Here is a 19,033-nt window from a genome sequence, read left to right as displayed (position 1 = left end):
TTCGCCCACAGGCACAGGTTACGCGTTTTCGATTAATCCGCTGGCACGTAACACCCGACGCTTCACCGCATCCGGTAAAACGGCATTTATTCCCCCGACACATCCCAGACTGAACCAGTGACGCGCACGGGTAATACCGGTGTAAATCAGCTCGCGCGTCAGGATCGGGCTGAGATTCTCCGGCAGCAGCAGCGCGGTATGGGTAAATTCTGATCCCTGCGATTTATGCACCGTCATGGCAAATACCGTTTCCACTGCCTGCAAGCGTCCCGGCATCACCCAGCGGATATCCTGTGTGCCGTCTCCGGCCAGAAATGCCACCCGAAGGGTCGGCACGACAGAACCGTCGGCCAGACGATGCGGGATCTCCAGCGTGATGCCGATATCGCCGTTCATCAGGCGCTGGCTGTAATCATTGCGGGTCACCAGCACCGGACGCCCCGGATACCAGCCGATCGACGCCTTAAGCAATCCTTCTTTTCGCAAAATGTCAGCGATGCGCTGATTCAGCGCTTCCACGCCCCAGCGCCCGCCGCGTAAGGCGCACAGCAACTGGAACTGGCTATAGGCCAGAAGCACTTTGGTTGCCCAGCGACTGAACGCTTCCGGCGGTTCATCGTCTGCCGGTCGCTCCCTGATCATCACATTGAGATAATGTTGATAGCCGGCCGGTGGTTCTGCACCCTCAGGTTTTGCCGTCGCCGGGAACTGCTTCACTCCGCCCTTCACCACCCAGTCGCGCAGTACGGTGTCATCATCCGCACTCAGTGTCAGTTGCGCCAGATCAGCGTACCCGTGTTTCCAGACCTGTTTCAGCGCTTTCACATCACCGTCATTTACGGCTTCGGCCAACTGGCCGATTCCGCTTTGTGCATCAAAACGGTAACTGTGGCGCAGCATGACGACGGCCTGATCCATCGCCGTACCTTGCGGATCAACCAGCGCATCAGGGATCTGTTCGCCGGTCACGCTTTGCAGCCAGTCGCGGGTTTGCGGCAGATAATGGCCACCGTTGGCGCGCTGGCATAACTCGCTCAGTAATGCACCCGCTTCTACCGACGCAAGCTGATCTTTATCACCCAGCAGGATCAGACGCGCCTGTTCCGGCAATGCCGCCAGCAATGCTGCCATCATTTCCAGATCGACCATTGATGCTTCATCGACCACCAGCACATCCACCATCAGCGGATTGCCCGGATGATGCCTGAAATGGCGGGTATCGGGGCGGCTGCCGAGCAGACGGTGCAGCGTCACCACATCGGTGTTGATACTTTCACGCACCGCATCACCGTTGCCGAGCGCACTGAGATCCAGCTTCGATACCGCACCGGCTATCGACTCATTCAGACGCGCCGCCGCCTTACCCGTCGGGGCAGCCAGCCGGATACGCAGCGGCTGGCCGTTTTCTTCCAGCGCCAGCGTCTGTAACAACGCCAGCAGACGCACAACCGTGGTGGTTTTACCGGTGCCCGGCCCGCCGGTAATAATGCTGAACGCACTGCCTGCCGCCAGCGCGCAGGCCAGTTTTTGCCAGTTAGTGATAGCAGATTGCCCATCTGCCGGGAACAGCGCAGTGAGCGGCGCGCGCAGGGCCTTCGCCGGCAAAGTGTGCAACGCACTGCGTGCCAGACGCTGTTCAATTGCCGCCCGTACATTCTGTTCATACTGCCAGTAACGGCGCAGATACAGGCGCTGGCCGGTCAGCACCAGGGGCGAATTCCCTTCGCCGTGCCCGACCAGCGTCGGGTGCGCCAGCGCCGCCAGCCATTCCTGCAGACTCAGAGAGTCCAGCACCGCTGCCGGACGGATCACCGCGCCGTCAGCATGATCTCCCTCCGGCGGCAGCGAAAGTGAAAAGGCGCTGTCGTCGAGTGTAGCCTGCAAATCCAGGCACACATGCCCGCGCCCGAGCTGATAGCTGGTCAGTGCGGTGGCCAGTAATAGCAACGGATGGGCATCCGGCGCTTCTTTCGCCAGAAACGTTACCAGTGCGCGATCCAGTTCGCGCAGCCAGCCACATTCCACCCAGCTCGTCAGCAGATGCACAATATCTTCACGGCTGTTGATCTTCATGCATGTTCCTCGCTGCTGCTGAACAGAACGTCCAGTTGTTCAATTAACGCTTTATCCGGCCGCTGGACGCAGACGCCGTTACCCGGCGCATGGCTGCCGCGCAGGAAAAGATAGACCGCGCCGCCGATATGCTGGTCATAGTCGTAATCCGGCAGACGGGATTTCAGCAGACGATGCAGTGCGAACAAATACAGCGTGAACTGTAAATCGTAGCGGTGGTCGCGCATCGACTGCATCATAGTGTTTTGGTCATAACCGCTGGCGTCATCACCGAGCCAGTTGGATTTATAATCGAGCACGTAATAACGCCCGTTATGTTCAAACACCAGATCGATAAAGCCTTTCAGCATGCCGTTGAGATCTTCCTGCAGCAGCGGCGCACGCTCCGCGCCTTCCAGCGTGTATTGCTGAACCAGCATGTCGAGACGACGGGTCGGCACCTGAGTGAGCGAGAACCAGAATTCCATTTCGACCTGATAAGGCGGCAGTTCCGCCAGCGTGAAGGTTTCCCCGTCCGGCAGGGCTAACGGCTGTGTCAGTAACGCCGTCAGCCAGCCGGTCAGCGGCACGATCCACTTTTCCCAGCCGCGTGTATGACAACGCCGCGCGACCTGATCGGCGATTTTCGCCGGATCCTTCGCCAGGGCCGCGAACCCTTCATCACCCGCCCATTCCAGCAAACCGTGCAGGAAATTACCCGGCACAGGGCCGCGCGGAAACGCATATAAATTCTCACCGGTCATCGGTTGCAAAAGTCCGGATACCGGTTCTTTTTCTTCCACAAACACTTTCTGATCTTCTAAATAGCTGTCCTGCGCCGCACTTTCGATTTCACCACGGGGTTCGCGGTTCAGGCTTTCCGGCATGATATAGGTGCCCGCCGGCGCGATTTGCAGACCGGAGAAACTCGACACCCACCAGCGCGGGTCTTTGTGCGTACGCAGCGGCGGGCGCGGCCCGAGTTTCGGCAACGACTGTTCGCTGCGATAGATTGCGCCATCCGCAACGGGCAGCGGCCAGGCGCGAATAGTTTCGGTTTCCAGCGCCTGCAAACTGGCGGGCAGCGTCTGCGCATCGATAGCGTTGCCGCCGTGGAACAGATAACCAGGTGCGCTCTTTTCGAACTCCTTCAGCGGTGCCATCCCCAGCCACAGTGCGTAGCGCGAGCGGGTCATCGCGACGTAGAACTTACGCAGGTCTTCTCCCAGGCGCTCGCGGTCAGCCTGCACCAGCAGTTCATCGGTCGCACTCAGCGCGACTTCCAGTTCGCCTTCCGGTGTATGCCATTTCAGCGGTGAATCCTGTTTTTTGACCGCGCGGAAAGCACAGGCGAAAGGCAGGAATACCAGCGGATATTCCAGCCCTTTGGATTTATGCACCGTGACCACTTTCACCCGTTCTGCATCACTTTCGAGGCGTAGTTTGCGCGCATCGCCCCCCTGATGTTCATCCTGACACTGCTGTGCCAGATAGCGGATCAGCGCGTGCTCACCGTCGAGCTGAACGCTGGCCTGTTGCAGCAGCTCAGAAAGATGCAACAGGTCGGTCAGCGCACGTTCGTCACCGCGGCCAAGCAAACGGCGCGGCACGTCGAATTCCCACATAAGGCGGCGCAGCATCGGCAGAATGCCCTGTTTGCGCCAGCAGGTACGCAGTGCCTGAAACTGATGAACGTAGCGTTCCCACTCGTTTTCATCCTGATTCAGCCTGTCGAGCGCTTCCCAGCTCAGGTTCAGGGAAGGTGTCGCGAGGGCAGCACGCAGCAGACGATCGTTTTCCGGCGCGGCACAGGCCGCCAGCCAGTATTGCAATTCACCGGCCTGTACGCTTTCGAAAATAGATTCTTTATCAGAGAGATACACACTGGGTACACCACGTTTTGACAGCGCAGCACGCACCGCCGACGCTTCACGTCCGGTGTTCACCAGCACCGCAATATCGCCCGGCATCACCGGTTTCAGCGTTTCGCCAGGTGTGCCGAAACCGGCAGCCCCCTGCTGACCCAGGCGCAGCAGGCGGACAATTTCCGTCGCACAGCCGTCTGCCATCAGCTGGACATACTGCGTTTTCGGCAACGCTTCCGTCTGGTTTTCCGGATACCATAGCGTCAGCGCAACGGCTTCAGCCCCCTCAATGACCAGCGTGTCAGCGCGTCCTTTGGCTTCCACCGGCAGGAACGGCACCTGATTTTCCGCGCCGCGCCGGAACAGAAATGCCCCCTCACCGGACTGACGTTTTTCCGCCAGTTCAAACACCTGATTCACCGATGCCACCATCGCGCGGGTAGAACGGAAGTTGGTCGCCAGCGTGTAATGGCGGCCACCAGTATCACGACGGGCGCGCAGATAGGTATAAATATCCGCGCCACGGAAGGCATAAATCGCCTGTTTCGGGTCGCCGATCAGGATCAGCCCCTGCTCCGGCGCATTTGCAGCCACGCGGTAAACGGCGTCGAAAATACGGTATTGCAGCGGATCGGTGTCCTGAAATTCGTCGATCATTGCCACCGGGAATTGGGTGCGGATAATCTCCGCCAGCCGCGCGCCGTTATCACTGCGCAGCGCGGCGTCCAGACGGGTCAGTAAATCGTTGAAGCCCATTTGCGCACGCTTTTGCTGCTCGGCGTCAAAACGGTTTTTGATCCAGCGGCAGGCATGTTGCAGCAACCCGCTGCGGGCATCCGGCAGACTTTCCAGCCGGGCTTTGAGGGTTTCCATCGCGCTCAGTGCAGGGTGTACCGGCGGTTCGCCCTGTTTCCAGGCATCTTTCAGCCCCGAATGGGTAAGGCGTTCCCAACCTTTATTTAACTCTGGCTTAATTTCGTCTGTCGTTGCCCAGATCCGAAGCTTATCCAGCCATGGCTGGTAATACGATGGTCGTAATTTTGTTCCGTTAACAAGTTTTTTAGAGGAAGCATCGTCTAAGAGAACATTGAGTTCTTCAATCCATTGCGGCCAGTCTTGTTTCAGCGTCGCCAGTTCCGCGGCTTTCTGGTTATTCACTGTTTCGACCACTTCGGCGGGTGTCAGATCTGAACCTAACTCTTCAGTGTAATCCAGCAACGGCATCACGCTGCGATGTAAATCTTCCGGCGCGCGCCACCATCCGCGCAGTGTGCGGATTTCCTGTTCACCGAGCGGAAAATAGAAACTGCGCCAGTAATCACGCACCACGTTCATCAGCAGTTCGGTTTGGTCGGTTTCCAGCGTCTGGGTAAACAGGCTGTCGCTGTCGAACGCGTGCTCGCCGAGCATACGGTTACACCAGCCGTGAATGGTCGAGACAGCAGATTCATCCATCCATTCCGCCGCCAGTTGCAGCTTGCGGGCACAGCCCGGCCATTGCTCCGGCGGGTACTCCGCACGCAGGGTTTGCAAAAATTCGTCGCAGGAAGACGGTGCCAGCGGATCGTCTAAAAAACACGCCGCTGCGCCAGACAGCCGTTCGCGGATACGATCCCGCAGCTCTTTAGTAGCCGCATCGGTAAAGGTCACGACCAGAATTTCCGGCGGCGTCAGCGGACGGCTGAAGGCATTGTCGCCGCCGTGCCCGAGCACCAGCCGTACATACAGCGCAGCGATGGTGAAGGTTTTGCCGGTACCGGCGCTGGCTTCAATCAGGCGGCTGCCCGTCAGCGGAAAATTCAGCACATTCAGCGCTGATGGCACCACAGGGGGCACCGCTGATGCTGATGTTAAACATTGTTCCATCATTCCTTCGTTCCTTTTTTACCGCGGGAAAGATGATTTCTCAGCGGCGCGAGCAGCGTATCCGCGAGGCGGGCAAATTCACCGTCAGACCAGAGTGCGGCGAAGTCCGGCCACGCGCGGGACAGATAGCGGTTACTGTCGCGTTCACCGAACTTCATGTTTGCCGGATCGTGATTTTCATAACTGTCGCGGGCGGAAAGCCAGGCATCGCTGTCCGGTGTGCTGTTTTCTGTGCCCTCTTTTTTCAGCCAGACAAATGCGGTTTTAACCGCCAGCGGCAACGGGCGCAACTGCCCCGCCTTCCAGGTTTCAATCAGCATTTCCCACAGGGCACGCGCCTGTGCAATCTCCAGCGGCAGCAGTTCAGCCGTGCCGTTCTTACTGATGATCACGGTGTGCATGGGCTTGCCGTCAAGGTGACCGGCGAGATGGGCGACCCAGTAAGGCAGCAGCCGGTCAAAACGGTAACTGCGTTCTTTGGTCATGATGCCGATGCTTTCCAGCACCACGCGCGCGCGGTCACCCGCAGGATTTGCCCGCAGTTCGCTCAGCCAGTCAGAGAACATCACACCACCGGTGCCATCTTCCAGCGCCTCATTTGCCAGCGGCTGCGGCCATACATCCAGAATCTGCTGATAACTGGCGAATAAGGTGTCCATCGGCTCAGCAAGATCCTCACTCAGCACGGCGGCAAATTCGCCCGGCGCCAGCTCGCCGCGCCGCTCAATACGTTCGAGTTGCTGACGCAACACATCCTGGCGCGAAACGCCGGTTTCCAGCGCCCATTTTTGCGCACGGATCAGTTCGTCCTGCAACCGCCAGTTTTCCAGCGCATTGATGTCAAACGGCTCCTGATCTTCACTGCCCGGATCTTCCAGCTCAAACCAGATGTTCAGCCGCTGGCGGAAGAAACTGCGCACCGGATCCGACAGGAAATCCGACAACTGACGCAGCGTCAGCGCGCCTTCCTGCTCTGCCGGTTGCAGCGGTTGTGTAGCAACGGCGGCAGCTTCCGCCTCCAGTCCGGCGCGCCATTCGTGCGCATAGCTGAACAACGGGCTGCCCTGACTGAAGTAGTCACGGTTGAACGGTTGCAGACGATGTTCGGTGGTCAGCGCAGCCAGGAACTCCTTACCCTTATTTCTTCCCCAGCCCGCCGCCAGATGGTCGCGCAACTGCGCCACCAGCACGGACGGCGGGCGTTCGGTATTGTCGTGAATGCTGCGACCCACCCAGCTGATGTGTAAGCGCTCACGCGCGGAAAGCAGCGCTTCAAGGAACAGATAGCGGTCATCTTCGCGACGTGAACGGTCGCCCGGACGGTAATCGCGCCCCATCAGGTCGAAATCCATCGGCACACGGTTACGCGGATAATCCCCGTCGTTCATACCCAGCAGATACACATGGCGGAAAGGAATGGCACGCATCGGCATCAGCGTGGCGAAAGTCACCGCGCCGCCGAAAAACGGCTGGGTCAGACCCGACTGTTCGAACTGTGCCAGCCAGTGGTCACGCACCACCGAAAGCGGCAGTTCAGCCTGTAGATCGACGCTTTCACAGGCTTCGAGCCAGATTTCAAGCTCGCCGAGCAGCCGCACTAAAATAAAGCCGTCTTCGCCGTCATCATCGGCAAAATATTGAGAAAGAATGGAGCGCAGCCGTTCCCCCCACACCAGCGGTGCCGCAGGTTCACGCAACTGACGCCAGGTGTCATCGAGGCAGTTCAGCAGATGTGACAGCGGCCCCATCAGCGCCGCATCCAGCCCGCCGATTTCATCCAGTGGCTCAATATTTTCCCAGGCTTCGCCGCTGCCTACCGCATAACCCAGCAACATACGCTGCAGGCCAAAGAACCAGCTGTTTTGTTCCGGCGATAAGGGCAGTTCCAGGCTCTGACGCTGTTCGGCATGCAGCCCCCAGCGCACGTTAGCCGCTCTGATCCAGCGGTGCAGCAGGGGCAGTTGTTCTTCTTCAATCCCGAAGCGCTGACGCACCGATGGCACATCGAGTAAATCCAGCAAATCGCTGACCGCAAAACGCGACTGCGGCAGCGCCAGCAGGCTTTCCAGCGCACCGAGTAACGGGTTGTTCTGGCGCGGTCCCTGATCGGCGACGGTAAACGGGATATAACGCGGATCACTGCGCTCCATCAGGCCAAACACCGCCTGAATGTGCGGTGCATAACCGTTGATATCCGGCACCATCACGATAATGTCGCGCGCTTTCAGCGTCGGATCAGCGGCCAGTGCCGCCAGCAGGCGGTCGTGCAGCACTTCCACTTCACGCTGGGCGCTGTGCGTAATAAAGAAACGCAGGGAATCGTCATGCTGAACGTCAACGGCAGGCCATTGATCGATGGTTTCGGACAGAGGACGCAGCTGCAAAATGTCTTCCTGCAACTGATGCAACAGGGTGTCGGTACCGTTTGAGGTAAAGAGGTCGATGCGCGGGATCACCGGCGCCAGCTGCGAGGCATAAGATTCATGATTGTCATACTCATTCAGCAGACCGATGTAATCACGCCCCTGTTTGCCCCATGCTGCCAGCAGCGGATGCGCATGCTGATGGAGTTCATCTTCGGCAATCACCTGCGGCATGCCCGGTTTGCGCTGCTGACGTACTCTTTCCGCGCGCAACAAATCTTTATCCGCGATGATATCGCTCCAGTCGTGCTCGCATGGGTTATGTACGCACATAAAGATATGTGTCCAGCGGCCGAGCATGGCCAGCACTTCAAGGGATTGTTGCGGCAGCGAGGAAATACCAAAGACCACCAGCCGCGCGGGAAGCCCGGCGGGACGCTGGCCTTCAGGAATAGATTGCGCGTATTGCAGGAAACGCTGATGCACCGCCGCACGGCTGGTGCCACGTTCGCTTTCAGGGACATCCGCCAGCAGCGCGCGCCACAGTTGCGGCTGCCACAGCAGATTCTCCGGCAAGGGTTCGCTGCCTTTACGGCTGGTACGCAGAACGTCCAGCCCGTTGCCCCAGTCTTCCAGCCAGTCGGCGCGGTAAACCTGATACTGATCGAATAAATCCGCCAGGCGCTGTGCCAGCTGATGCAGTTTACGCATATCGCCGTCATCTTTTAAGAAACGCGCGAGCGGCGCAAACACCGGTTCGGCAAGCAGTTCGGGCAACAGGCGCATCAGTCGCCAGGTCAGCAGCGGGCGGTCGAACGGGGATGATTCCGGCACCTGTTCTTTGCCGAGCACCGCGCGGTAAACCTGCCAGAAAAAGCGCGCCGGAAGTTTGATATCCAGCGCCGCAGCAATCCCGCAGCCACCGTCGGTCACATCACGTGCCAGCGCCAGTTTCAGCCACTGATTAATGCCGTTGCTCTGCACCAGAATCACTTCATTTTCCAGCGGCGACAGCGGATGCGCCGCCATCCACGTGATCAGCACGTCCCTCAGCGCTTCTGAGTGATTTCCGTGTAATACCATCAAACCTGAATTCACGCCCGCATCCTTTAATATCGCCTGTCAGGGTTGGGATTTTGCGTTGATTTGGAATGGATTGAAAGAACAGAAAAGAAAAGAGGCAGGGCTTGCGGCCTGCCTCGTAGCAAAATGTAATGCCCTGAAAATTACCTGCGCGCTTTATGCGCTTCTTTCCACAGATATTTGAGGATCACTGAATGCTGTAACGCTCAAGCCAGTGCGCATAAGGCGCAGGCAATACCCATGACGGATTTCCGGGATAATTCAATCAGTGCCCTGACCGACGGCGGATATCATCACGGTGCAGTAGATCGCCAGACATCATGCTATTTTCAGGGCTTCATCTGCGTTGTGATATCACGTTAAAACCATCTTAAAAGGGTTCATACCATGGAAAAACTGCCTGCCATCACCATCACTTATTGCTCACAATGTAACTGGCTGCTGCGCGCCGCATGGATGGCGCAGGAATTGCTCAACTCGTTCAGTACCGATCTGGCATCGGTGACGCTTGTTCCCGGCACGGGCGGCATTTACGAGATTAAAGTCGATGATGAGGTCATCTGGGAACGCAAACGCGACGGCGGTTTTCCGGACGCCGCACCGCTCAAACAGCGGGTGCGCGATATCTGTTTCCCGGAACGTTCACTGGGACATGTGGATAAGAAGAAAACGGGCGGGAACGGTGAGGCGTAGGGTCAAGTTTTCCTCTTCCCTGCCGATACCTGTAACTTAAGATTCCTTCCAGGGAAACGCTCATGCTTAAGACCATCCGTTCGCGCATTATCACGGCCTGTATCGTCATCGTGGCCTGCTCGCTGATTATCAATACGTTCCTGAGTTATACCGTTGCCAGCAAATACAACAGTCAGGCGACAGACAGCACGCTGAACGCCCTGACCGCCAGCCACACGCAAGGGATCAGCGACTGGGTAAGCGCAAAAACAGGGATGATCGTTTCACTGCAACAGGTCGCGATGTCGGAAGATCCGATCCCGGTTCTCAAGCAGATCGCCAGTGCAGGTGGGTTTACCAATGTGTATGTCGGTTATGCAAACCGCACCGCGAAGTTTTCCGATCCGGCCGGTGTGCCCGCAGATTACGACCCGACCGGTCGCCCGTGGTACAAGCAGGCTGAAGCCGCCGGACATCCGGTGGCCACACCGCCGTATATCGATGCCGGTACCGGTAAACTGGTGGTCACTTTCGCCGTACCGGTGATGGAAGCAGGCACGCTGAAAGCGGTTGTGGCAGGCGATGTATCGATGGACAGCGTCGTTAACAACGTCAGTACCATTCATCCGACGCCGGGCAGTTTCGGCATGCTGGTGGACAAATCCGGTGTGATTATCGCGCATCCGGATGCCAGCCTGGCACTGAAGCCATTTACCGCACTGGCGGAAGGGGTGAATTTGCAGGATGTGTTTGCCGCCAATGCACCGGTGGATATCCGTCTGAGCGGCGCGGTCAAGCGCCTCCGTGCGATGCCGGTGGCGGGCACGGAATGGTTCACGCTGGTGGCGCAGGATAAGAAGGAATCGACTGCCGGTATGCGATCCCTGCTGACCTCGTCGGTGATTACGCTGATTGTGATCATGCTGATTTCAGCCGCCGTCATCGGGCTGATTATCAGCAAATCGTTCCACCGCCTGTCGGTGGTGCGCGATACGCTCAACGCCATCAGTTCCGGTGAGGATGATCTGACGCAGCGTCTGCCGACCGACGGACATGATGAAGTGACGCAAATCGCCCACGCCTTCAACACCTTCGTCGATAAGCTTAGCAAGGTGATGTCTGAAATCCGTACCACCAGTGAATCCGTTAAAATCGCTGCCGATGAAATCGCCGCAGGGAATAACGATTTGTCCGGTCGTACGGAATCTGCCGCAGCCAGCCTGCAACAAACCGCAGCATCCCTTGAGCAGATCACGGCGACGGTTTCTCAGTCGGCCAGCTCCGCTAAGCAGGCATCCGAAACCGCCAAATCCGCTTCCGAAGCGGCCATACGCGGTGACGAAGTGGTGACTAAAGTCATTACAACCATGGAAAGCATCGAAAGCGCCTCGTCAAAAATCGGGGATATTACCGGCGTGATCGACGGCATTGCCTTCCAGACCAACATTCTGGCGCTGAACGCCGCAGTCGAAGCCGCGCGTGCCGGTGAACAGGGGCGTGGTTTTGCGGTGGTCGCCAGCGAAGTGCGCAGCCTCGCCCAGCGCAGCGCCCAGGCAGCGAAAGAGATCAAAGTCTTGATCGAATCAACGGTCAGCAGCGTGGCGTCCGGCTCCGCGCAGGTGCGCCTCGCCAGCGACAGCATGAGTGAAATCGTCAGCAACGTGTCGAACGTCAGCAAAGTGATGCTGGAAATTACCCATGCATCTGAAGAGCAGATGCTGAGTATTCACGAAATCAACCGTGCCATTACCCAGCTCGACGGCATGGTGCAGCAGAACGCCGCGATGGTTCAGGAATCTACCGGTGCGGCGTCGGCGTTGCAGGAGCAAGCTACCGGCCTGGCCGTTGCCGTCGGGCATTTCCGGGTCTGATCACGCCACCTGAGTAAAATGTTCATCCCGGCGCCCGGACTTTATCCTCCGGGCGTTCTTTGCTTTACTTCTCCCCCTCCTCACGTAGTTTCCGCCGACCTCAGATTTTGCAATGTCTGTTTTATGCTAGGATTTAGACAAGAATATATAAAAACAGCGTGTCACCTTTGAGGAGCAATGAATGAAGTATCCCGTTGAGTTTCGATGGACTCAAAAACATGAGGATTATTGTTTACGCCATAAGATCCATCTTAAATTCCCGGAAATAGTGAAAGGAATATATAAGAAGAGAAATATATTCCTTTTTAAAAAAGGGGAGAAAATAAAATTTACCGAAGATGTCTGGGTCGAAGAATATGCCTCAATGCCGCGAAAAAGTTTCTGTTCGATGGGCGCGTATTCTTACGCGTGCAGTAAATTACCCAATAATCTCAAAACCGGCAGATTTTGCAGCCTGGCAGCAGGGGTGCGGGTGATGGGGCCGCAACATCCCATACACCGGTTTACGACCAGTCCGCTGACGTATCATGACTTCTTCCCGAAAGTGGCGCTGGAGCAATTCGGAGAAACGCTGAACATTGCCGGGTTCGACTATATGCCGGCGGCGACGGTATTAGGTCATGATGTCTGGGTGGGGGAACACGCCGTATTAAAAGGCGGCATCACTATCGGCAATGGCGCAGTTATTGCCGCCAATGCTGTCGTCACTTCGGATGTTCCTCCGTACGCTATTGTCGCGGGTATTCCGGCCAGAGTGATTAAATACCGGTTTGATGAGGGTATTATTAATCGCCTGCAATCTATTCAATGGTGGAATTACAAAATTACTGATTTACCCGACTTCGCAGCGGCTGTTGATATTATAAAATTCATCGATGAGATGGAGGATAAAATACGCCGCAATGTCATTAGCGAATATGACTATAAAATGGTGAATATTGCGCAAGAACTGGCAAAAATATAAAAACCCAGACCGGACAATGCGTAACGCCTCTGTTGTCCGGCCCGGAATGCCGTGAAAAATGCGGTCAGGCTTTCAGCTCGCGTTCCACCAGCGTCGTCAGCACGCCGATACCGAGCGGAATAATGTCGTCATTAAAGTCATAGCGCGGGCTATGCAGTGAAGCAGAAGGTGTGGCGCCATCGGCACCCAGCCAGAAATAAGCGCCCGGACAGGCTTCCAGCAGATAAGCGAAATCCTCTGCGGCCATCGACGGCGCATTATTGAAATGCACTTTCTGAATACCCGGCGTGTTTTTCGCTGCATCACGCACAATCTCCGCCTGTGCCGCATGGTTCTGCGTGACCGGATAACCCCGTTCCCAGCGCACTTCCCCTTTCACCCCGTACGGTAACGGCACTGCATTCACGTATTCTTCAATCAGCCGCCAGCAGGTTTCACGGGTTTTATTGCTCAGACAGCGCAGCGTGCCCGACATATGTAGCGTTTCAGGAATAACGTTAATGGCTTCGCCCGCCTGAAGTTGTGTCAGGCTGATCACCGTTTGCTCCAGCGGCGACAACCGGCGCGATATCAGGCTTTGCAAGGACAAAATCAGCTGCGCGCCAGCCACCACCGGATCGGCACCCAACTCAGGCATCGCCGCGTGGCAGCCTTTGCCGGTCAGCGTGATATAGAAATTGTCCTGCGACGCCATCATCGGCCCCTGACTGACCGCCACTTCCCCCACCGGCAGCCCCGGCCAGTTGTGCAGCGCGTACACTGCCTGCATCGGAAAACGCTCAAACAGCCCTTCTTTCACCATCATTTCGCCGCCGCCTAAGTTTTCCTCAGCAGGCTGGAAGATGAAATGGACGGTGCCGCGAAAATGGCGATTCTCACTCAGATATTTTGCCGCACCCAGCAAAATGGAGGTGTGGCCGTCGTGCCCGCAGGCATGCATCAGCCCCGGATTTTGCGACCGGTGAGCGAAATCATTCAGTTCATGAATGGGTAATGCGTCGATATCCGCACGCAGACCGATCGAAGGGCCTTCGCCATGTCGCAGTGTGGCAATAACGCCGGTTTCGGCAATGCCGGTATGCACTTCAAGGCCAAAAGATACTAACAGTTCACTGATTATTTTTGCGGTGCCATGCTCATGCAGGCCAGGTTCAGGTCGCCTGTGAAAGTCGCGACGCCACTGTTTCGCCTGCCCGATAATCTGTCCGGAAATAACCGCCATACACCCTCTGTGCTGTTCTGAATTCAACACGGTGAGAGGCTCCCACCGGCACGATAATTCCAAAGTATCACATCCTGCCATGAACCGATAAACGGGAAACCGGCTTACGTTACCCTTGGTGATAACCCGCGCAACCTGCCAGCGCTGAAACCATGACAATGAGGAGGAGTTTTTTCATTCTGAGCCCTCGTGATGAGAGTAAAAACGACGGGGAATTCTATTCCCCGCCGCTTTCCGTTATCTACTCCCGTATTCTTAAAAAGCGTCTTCTTTTTGCTTCGTTTATCAGGCGTTAAACTTTAGGAAAGGGCCACCGCATCGGCTCCGGCTGGAATGCGCATCGGCGCATCGGGGTCGGTGACCGCTGTCCAAACCGCATCGGCGACATCCTGTGAATAAGTCACCGGCGTGCTGGTGTCCTGCACCGCAGAAAAGACCCTGTTCCTGAATTCCTCATAAGCTTCGGGAAGGGTATCGGCAATCAGATGTCGGGCATTGGCACCAAAGCGGGTGCCCGGCGCACGCCCCGGCAGAACCAGCCGCACACGAATGTTAAACGGCGACAGTTCCAGTGCGAGAGATTCGGTGAAGGCATTGACCGCCGCTTTGCTGGCGGTGTAAACCGAGAGCAGCGGCAGCGATTTCAGCGTCACACTTGACGTCACATTTACAATCACCCCGGAGCGGCGCGCCCTGAACTGCGGCAACACCGCCTGCGTCATGGCCATCGTGGCGAAGGTGTTGGTTTCGAAAATCTGCCGCACGCTGCTGAATTTTTCCCCTTCCAGCGGGCCAATCAGGCCGATACCGGCGTTGTTGACCAGTGCATCAACCGGCCCGGCTTCTTCAAAACAGCGGCGGATACTTTCGGGGTCGGTGACATCCAGCGCAAGAATGCGCAATGAGCCGGACTCCGGCAACAGATCGTTTTTGGGTGTACGCATCGTGGCGATCACCCGCCAGCCTTTTTCAAGAAAATGACGCGCAATGTCGAGGCCGAAACCTGAAGAACAGCCGGTGATCAGAATGGTGGATTGTGAGGACATGAGAAACTCCGTAACAGTGGACAAGACCTATAAGATAGGCGACTCTTTCCGGTATCCCTATGTTCAGATATCCATCTTTTTGTCGAGATCGTCCAAATGGTAGATCCTTTAGCAGACGTTATTTCGCTACTTCAGCCCGGTGCCCCCTTCTCAAAACTGGTGGCAGCCTCCGCGCCGTGGGCGGTTCAGCGCGCTGAGACAGGACGCCCTTTTTACTTCGCTGTGCTGGAAGGATCCTGTTACCTGACAATTGAAAACGACGATCATCGTGAAACGCTTCTGCTCAGCGAAGGTGATTTTGTGCTGATCCCGGAAGCAAAGCGCTTTTCGACCTCCAGCCTTGACCGCCAGCCGCCCGTTACCGGGGAAACGCTGACTACCCCCATCACCCCTATGCCCGGTGGCGCACGTGTCGGTAACCCTGACAGCGTGGTAGATATGCGGATGCTGGTCGGAAATTGCGTTTTCGGTTCGCCGGATTCAGCGCTGCTGGTGTCGTTGCTGCCACAATGGCTGCACGTTCGCGGGGAAAAACGTTTATCGACGCTGGTGCAGATGGTCGGCGAGGAATATCGCGCGGATAAACCGGCGCGGGAAATGGTGATGACCCGCCTGCTGGAAGTATTGCTGATAGAAGCGTTCCGCTCAGCGGCCGTGACCGCGGCGTCACCGGGCCTGGTGCGCGGATTATCGGACCCGAAACTGGCGATCACGTTGCGTTGTATGCACGGTTCCCCCGCAGCGGGCTGGACAATCGCACAACTGGCACGGGCAGCGGCGATGTCGCGATCCGGCTGGTGCGAGCGCTTCAACCGCGCTGTCGGCATGCCGCCAATGGCGTATCTGATGGCCTTGCGAATGGCGATCGCCAAACGGCTGCTGAGAGAAGGCGAACTGCCCCTTGCCGATATTGCCGAACGCACCGGTTACCGTTCGGTCAGCGCTTTCGGCGTGGCATTTACCCGCTACACAGGCATGCCGCCGGGGCGTTTTGCCAAAACAGCTTAAAAAAGCTTTCTTACGCACATAACCTGCAAAAATTTATGGCTATTATTATTCAGGTCGTGAATGACTTCATCAATCAGGAAGGGGGAATATGGAAAAGTACCAAAACCGGGGAGGCAATTCGGGAATCGTCGCTTTCACGACGACGGAAGATTCAATTACCGTGAAGTTCAAAGATGGCTGGCATTACATCTATAATTCCATCCGCCCGGGGGTAACGGACGTTGACCACATGATCGCCATGGCGAAAGCTGGCAGCGGCCTGCATGGTTATATCAACCGAAAGATCCGCAATAACCACTTCCATAAATTCCGCTAACCGCAGACACGAAAAAGCAGGAAAACATCAATATTGCGGTGCCGGGCGTTAAAAAAGCGGAAAACGCCAAAAAGCATGAGGGAAGACACTATCGGCTTAGCCATGATAGTGCGATTCGTTACTTCTCAGAGCTATTTTGGACAAAGGAAACTCAGACTTTCAGAGCAAATCTGTCATTCGGGCTCCCGGCCTCCAAAGCTGTAAGATTCAGCGATGAGTCTCACTCCGCCAAAAAAAACAATAAACAATTGATTTTATTATAAAAAATTTATTTGTTTTTTATCTTTAAAGAATAAAAGAAAGCTTTATCCTTTCGGATATCTGGCTCATACTGTCATCATTAACTAACACAGCCTTACTCACATAAACCATTAGTGTTAATTTGGGGTGACATATGGATATCCAAAAACAAATAGCCCAGAAGCTCATTGAAGCTCGTACCAGTATGGGCATGAGCGCATCAGCGGTTGCAGATGCCTTAGGGATCGTGCGCCAAACTTATGGTAAATATGAGCAGGGATTGAGCACTCCGGACGTTTCGCAACTTATTGCCTTATGTAAGATCTTTGATAAGCCATTAGGTTATTTCTATGATCAAGACGAAGGTAGTTTCCGTTTTGCAATGCGTGCAGACAGCCCTGACCTACTCGACAGTAATCTGCGAAATGAGCTCGTAGAAAAGCTAAAAAATATCAGTGCAATTGAAGAAGCAGCGGAGGCGAATCAACCAGAAGATCTCCCCAGTTCCATGCCCTTGTTCAGCGCAAAGGAAGAAGATTTACGACTGGTTGAAGATAAAGCGGTGACTGAACGTAATCGGCTGGGTATCGGCAACGCAACCTGTGTCGGGGATCTTGTAGCTTTACTGGAAGCATCTGACATTCGAGTCATTCCTTTCAGCCGCCCGCAGCAAGATGACGATCAGGGGATGGTATGGGGGTTTTCTGCTTTCTCTGGAAAATATGGAACCGCCATATACGTCAATAATCATGAAACCGTTTCAGTAGAACGCCAGATTTTCAGTATTTGCCATGAATATGCGCATTTGATTTTTCACCGCGAAGAATATACCGGTCCAGCGCGCGCGTACAAAACCAGAGGGCGTTCTGTCTCGCCGGAAGAAAAGATCGCAAATCATTTCGCGGCCTGCTTCCTTATTCCCGAAGCTGCATTGCGCAAGCAATTTCTGATGCAAGGTGGTGGATGGGCTTACGAAGAAACCGTGATGAGACTTAAACGGGTATTCCGCGTTTCGGCAAGCTGCATTATTGATCGTTTATCCAAAACCGGAATAATCAATAAGCGGAATTCAGGTTTTTTATGGGCAATGGCTAACAAAAGGGGATGGTTGAAGTGTGAACCTTTGCCAATTACTGAACAACTCAATTACAAAGGGCGGCTCATTGTTCTCTCCCGTAAAGCCTGGGGAACGGGTTCAGCTTCAGAATCATTCATTGCCGATCTTCTGGAAATGGACAGAAAAGATCTCGGTAAACTGATTGATGGCTGGTATTGCGAACAGGAGGCGGAAGAGGATGCCTTTTGAACGTCAAAAATGCGTTGTTGATACAAACGTCTTATCAGATTTTTATCAATGTGAATGTTTAAAATTAATCTGGGATTTGTATCCACAAGGGGTCTGGATTGACCCTTATGTCAGTGAAGAATTAAAGGTCAGGTACATGCTAGATGTTCAACACGAACTACAGCAGCTTGGCCTTTTTTATAACTTTACTAACAACTACGAGCCAGAGCATTATTTGGAAATGGCCGAGATTAAATCCCGGCGAAGAGCGCTTAAAACTGCGGACATCAGTTGTATCGTCAATGCAAAAATGAACGATGCAACATGTCTCTCAGCTGACAACGCTGTATATAAAACCTGCACAGAACGCGGATTGAAAGCAGCCAGGCACGGCGGAATCCTTGAGGAATGCGTGCGTCGTGAATTAATTACCAGGGGGAAAGCGCGCGAGTATTTTCTTGCGTTCCTTGACCGTGGACTTACGATGAAACCATCAGTACGAGATGAGCTTTTGGCAATTTTTACAGATGGCCGGTAGCATTTGACAACATCCTACCAAAACAGATCTCATACACTCTCAGGAATAAAATCATTTAGCCCGATTCCGGGCTATTTTTCACCCTTCGTATCCCCTGCACAATTTTCCCCGTAATAAATACGGTGTTTTCCCTGCGGTACCACGTCTTCATCCTGTTTTAAACATTGAACAAAACGCAGACATTCATGGGCCAGTAATACATGAGGTGGCCCTCGCAATGGAGGTTGAGTATGGTGATAAAAATTAGCTAATTAACGACACGAAAAAGGCGGCAACCGCCGCCTCTTCTGCTTACTGCTTGTTACTGCTCAGCTTATTTGTACATTTCTGCTGTACCGTAAAGCTGGTTATTACCGGATGCACCGATAATACGGTATGAACTTGCGCCCGCCTGAGTGGCTTTAGCATTCAGTTCTGATTGCAGACCTGACAGTGAACCGGTGGTTGATGCACCGACGACACCAATGGATTGCTGACCTGCGGGAGCTGACTGCACTTGCATTGCTGCCAGGGTGGAGAAAGAAGCGGCTGCCAGTGTCAGAGCGGCGAGGGTCATTGCGATAGTTTTCATGGTATTAATTCCTGTTCTTCGAATTTTGATGGGGCAACCTGTTTCAGGTGCCCCGGTTTCAGGTCAACGTT

13 protein-coding genes are annotated in these 19,033 nt (G+C 55.2%); 7 read left to right on the top strand and 6 right to left on the bottom strand.

Annotated features, from left to right (window positions below):
• Positions 1 to 18: 18 nt before the first annotated feature.
• From recD to recC, 3 genes are read right to left on the bottom strand one after another with little or no spacing between them, the layout of a single operon-like run.
• Complete coding sequence (recD, locus tag RAHAQ2_RS05110) at positions 19 to 2,073, bottom strand: exodeoxyribonuclease V subunit alpha (RefSeq protein ID WP_015696212.1); 2,055 nt, start codon at positions 2,071 to 2,073, stop codon at positions 19 to 21.
• Entirely contained in the window at positions 2,070 to 5,786 is a 3,717-nt protein-coding gene (gene recB, locus RAHAQ2_RS05105) for an exodeoxyribonuclease V subunit beta (protein WP_015696211.1), read from the bottom strand. Before recB ends, recD begins: the two co-directional genes overlap by 4 nt.
• On the bottom strand, positions 5,783 to 9,244 hold the full coding sequence (gene recC, locus RAHAQ2_RS05100; protein WP_015696210.1) for an exodeoxyribonuclease V subunit gamma: 3,462 nt from the start codon (positions 9,242 to 9,244) through the stop codon (positions 5,783 to 5,785). The genes recB and recC overlap by 4 nt, the downstream gene beginning before the upstream one ends.
• Before the next feature lie 372 nt (positions 9,245 to 9,616).
• Between recC and RAHAQ2_RS05095 the strand changes: the two genes are divergently transcribed.
• From RAHAQ2_RS05095 to RAHAQ2_RS05085, 3 genes are all read left to right on the top strand, one after another.
• The gene (locus tag RAHAQ2_RS05095; protein ID WP_015696209.1) at positions 9,617 to 9,922 is read left to right on the top strand and encodes an Rdx family protein; all 306 of its coding nucleotides are present in this window, start codon (positions 9,617 to 9,619) and stop codon (positions 9,920 to 9,922) included.
• 62 nt (positions 9,923 to 9,984) lie between these two features.
• Positions 9,985 to 11,772, top strand: a complete 1,788-nt coding sequence (locus RAHAQ2_RS05090) for a methyl-accepting chemotaxis protein (protein WP_015696208.1) — start codon at positions 9,985 to 9,987, stop codon at positions 11,770 to 11,772.
• A gap of 181 nt (positions 11,773 to 11,953) precedes the next feature.
• Entirely contained in the window at positions 11,954 to 12,736 is a 783-nt protein-coding gene (locus RAHAQ2_RS05085) for a CatB-related O-acetyltransferase (RefSeq protein ID WP_015696207.1), read from the top strand.
• Positions 12,737 to 12,800: 64 nt separating this feature from the next.
• Here the strand turns inward: RAHAQ2_RS05085 and RAHAQ2_RS05080 are convergent, their stop codons facing one another.
• Together RAHAQ2_RS05080 and RAHAQ2_RS05075 are read right to left on the bottom strand one after the other, a co-directional pair.
• Positions 12,801 to 13,958, bottom strand: a complete 1,158-nt coding sequence (locus RAHAQ2_RS05080; protein WP_015696206.1) for a M20 aminoacylase family protein — start codon at positions 13,956 to 13,958, stop codon at positions 12,801 to 12,803.
• Positions 13,959 to 14,257: 299 nt separating this feature from the next.
• The gene (locus RAHAQ2_RS05075; RefSeq protein WP_015696205.1) at positions 14,258 to 15,004 is read right to left on the bottom strand and encodes an SDR family oxidoreductase; all 747 of its coding nucleotides are present in this window, start codon (positions 15,002 to 15,004) and stop codon (positions 14,258 to 14,260) included.
• A gap of 96 nt (positions 15,005 to 15,100) precedes the next feature.
• Between RAHAQ2_RS05075 and RAHAQ2_RS05070 the strand changes: the two genes are divergently transcribed.
• The 4 genes from RAHAQ2_RS05070 (at position 15,101) to RAHAQ2_RS05055 (ending at position 18,391) form a co-directional block, all read left to right on the top strand.
• Positions 15,101 to 16,012 carry an AraC family transcriptional regulator gene (locus RAHAQ2_RS05070; protein WP_015696204.1) on the top strand — a complete coding sequence of 304 codons (912 nt, stop codon included), beginning with the start codon at positions 15,101 to 15,103 and terminating at the stop codon, positions 16,010 to 16,012.
• Between the two features lie 88 nt (positions 16,013 to 16,100).
• Positions 16,101 to 16,328: a hypothetical protein gene (locus RAHAQ2_RS05065; protein WP_015696203.1), complete on the top strand. Its 228-nt coding sequence runs from the start codon at positions 16,101 to 16,103 to the stop codon at positions 16,326 to 16,328.
• Between the two features lie 394 nt (positions 16,329 to 16,722).
• Positions 16,723 to 17,874, top strand: a complete 1,152-nt coding sequence (locus RAHAQ2_RS05060; protein WP_015696202.1) for a helix-turn-helix domain-containing protein — start codon at positions 16,723 to 16,725, stop codon at positions 17,872 to 17,874.
• Positions 17,864 to 18,391: a PIN domain-containing protein gene (locus tag RAHAQ2_RS05055; RefSeq protein ID WP_015696201.1), complete on the top strand. Its 528-nt coding sequence runs from the start codon at positions 17,864 to 17,866 to the stop codon at positions 18,389 to 18,391. Before RAHAQ2_RS05060 ends, RAHAQ2_RS05055 begins: the two co-directional genes overlap by 11 nt.
• Positions 18,392 to 18,704: 313 nt before the next feature.
• Here RAHAQ2_RS05055 and bhsA read toward each other — a convergent pair whose 3' ends face one another.
• A complete protein-coding gene (bhsA, locus tag RAHAQ2_RS05050; protein WP_015696200.1) occupies positions 18,705 to 18,962 on the bottom strand; it encodes a multiple stress resistance protein BhsA in 258 nt (85 codons plus the stop codon).
• Positions 18,963 to 19,033 lie beyond the last annotated feature (71 nt).

Source organism: Rahnella aquatilis CIP 78.65 = ATCC 33071, assembly GCF_000241955.1.
Taxonomy (GTDB): domain Bacteria; phylum Pseudomonadota; class Gammaproteobacteria; order Enterobacterales; family Enterobacteriaceae; genus Rahnella; species Rahnella aquatilis.
Note: the sequence above shows the minus strand (reverse complement) of the source record. Positions and strands in the feature narration are given on the sequence as shown.

Excerpts from the sequence above, each read along its gene's own strand:
- RAHAQ2_RS05075 (WP_015696205.1), bottom strand. The coding sequence starts at position 15,004 with ATGTCCTCACAATCCACCATTCTGATCACCGGCTGTTCTTCAGGTTTC.
- RAHAQ2_RS05080 (WP_015696206.1), bottom strand. The coding sequence starts at position 13,958 with ATGGCGGTTATTTCCGGACAGATTATCGGGCAGGCGAAACAGTGGCGT.
- bhsA (WP_015696200.1), bottom strand. The coding sequence starts at position 18,962 with ATGAAAACTATCGCAATGACCCTCGCCGCTCTGACACTGGCAGCCGCT.
- recB (WP_015696211.1), bottom strand. The coding sequence starts at position 5,786 with ATGATGGAACAATGTTTAACATCAGCATCAGCGGTGCCCCCTGTGGTG.
- RAHAQ2_RS05065 (WP_015696203.1), top strand. The coding sequence starts at position 16,101 with ATGGAAAAGTACCAAAACCGGGGAGGCAATTCGGGAATCGTCGCTTTC.
- RAHAQ2_RS05085 (WP_015696207.1), top strand. The coding sequence starts at position 11,954 with ATGAAGTATCCCGTTGAGTTTCGATGGACTCAAAAACATGAGGATTAT.
- RAHAQ2_RS05060 (WP_015696202.1), top strand. The coding sequence starts at position 16,723 with ATGGATATCCAAAAACAAATAGCCCAGAAGCTCATTGAAGCTCGTACC.
- recD (WP_015696212.1), bottom strand. The coding sequence starts at position 2,073 with ATGAAGATCAACAGCCGTGAAGATATTGTGCATCTGCTGACGAGCTGG.
- RAHAQ2_RS05095 (WP_015696209.1), top strand. The coding sequence starts at position 9,617 with ATGGAAAAACTGCCTGCCATCACCATCACTTATTGCTCACAATGTAAC.
- RAHAQ2_RS05070 (WP_015696204.1), top strand. The coding sequence starts at position 15,101 with ATGGTAGATCCTTTAGCAGACGTTATTTCGCTACTTCAGCCCGGTGCC.
- RAHAQ2_RS05090 (WP_015696208.1), top strand. The coding sequence starts at position 9,985 with ATGCTTAAGACCATCCGTTCGCGCATTATCACGGCCTGTATCGTCATC.
- RAHAQ2_RS05055 (WP_015696201.1), top strand. The coding sequence starts at position 17,864 with ATGCCTTTTGAACGTCAAAAATGCGTTGTTGATACAAACGTCTTATCA.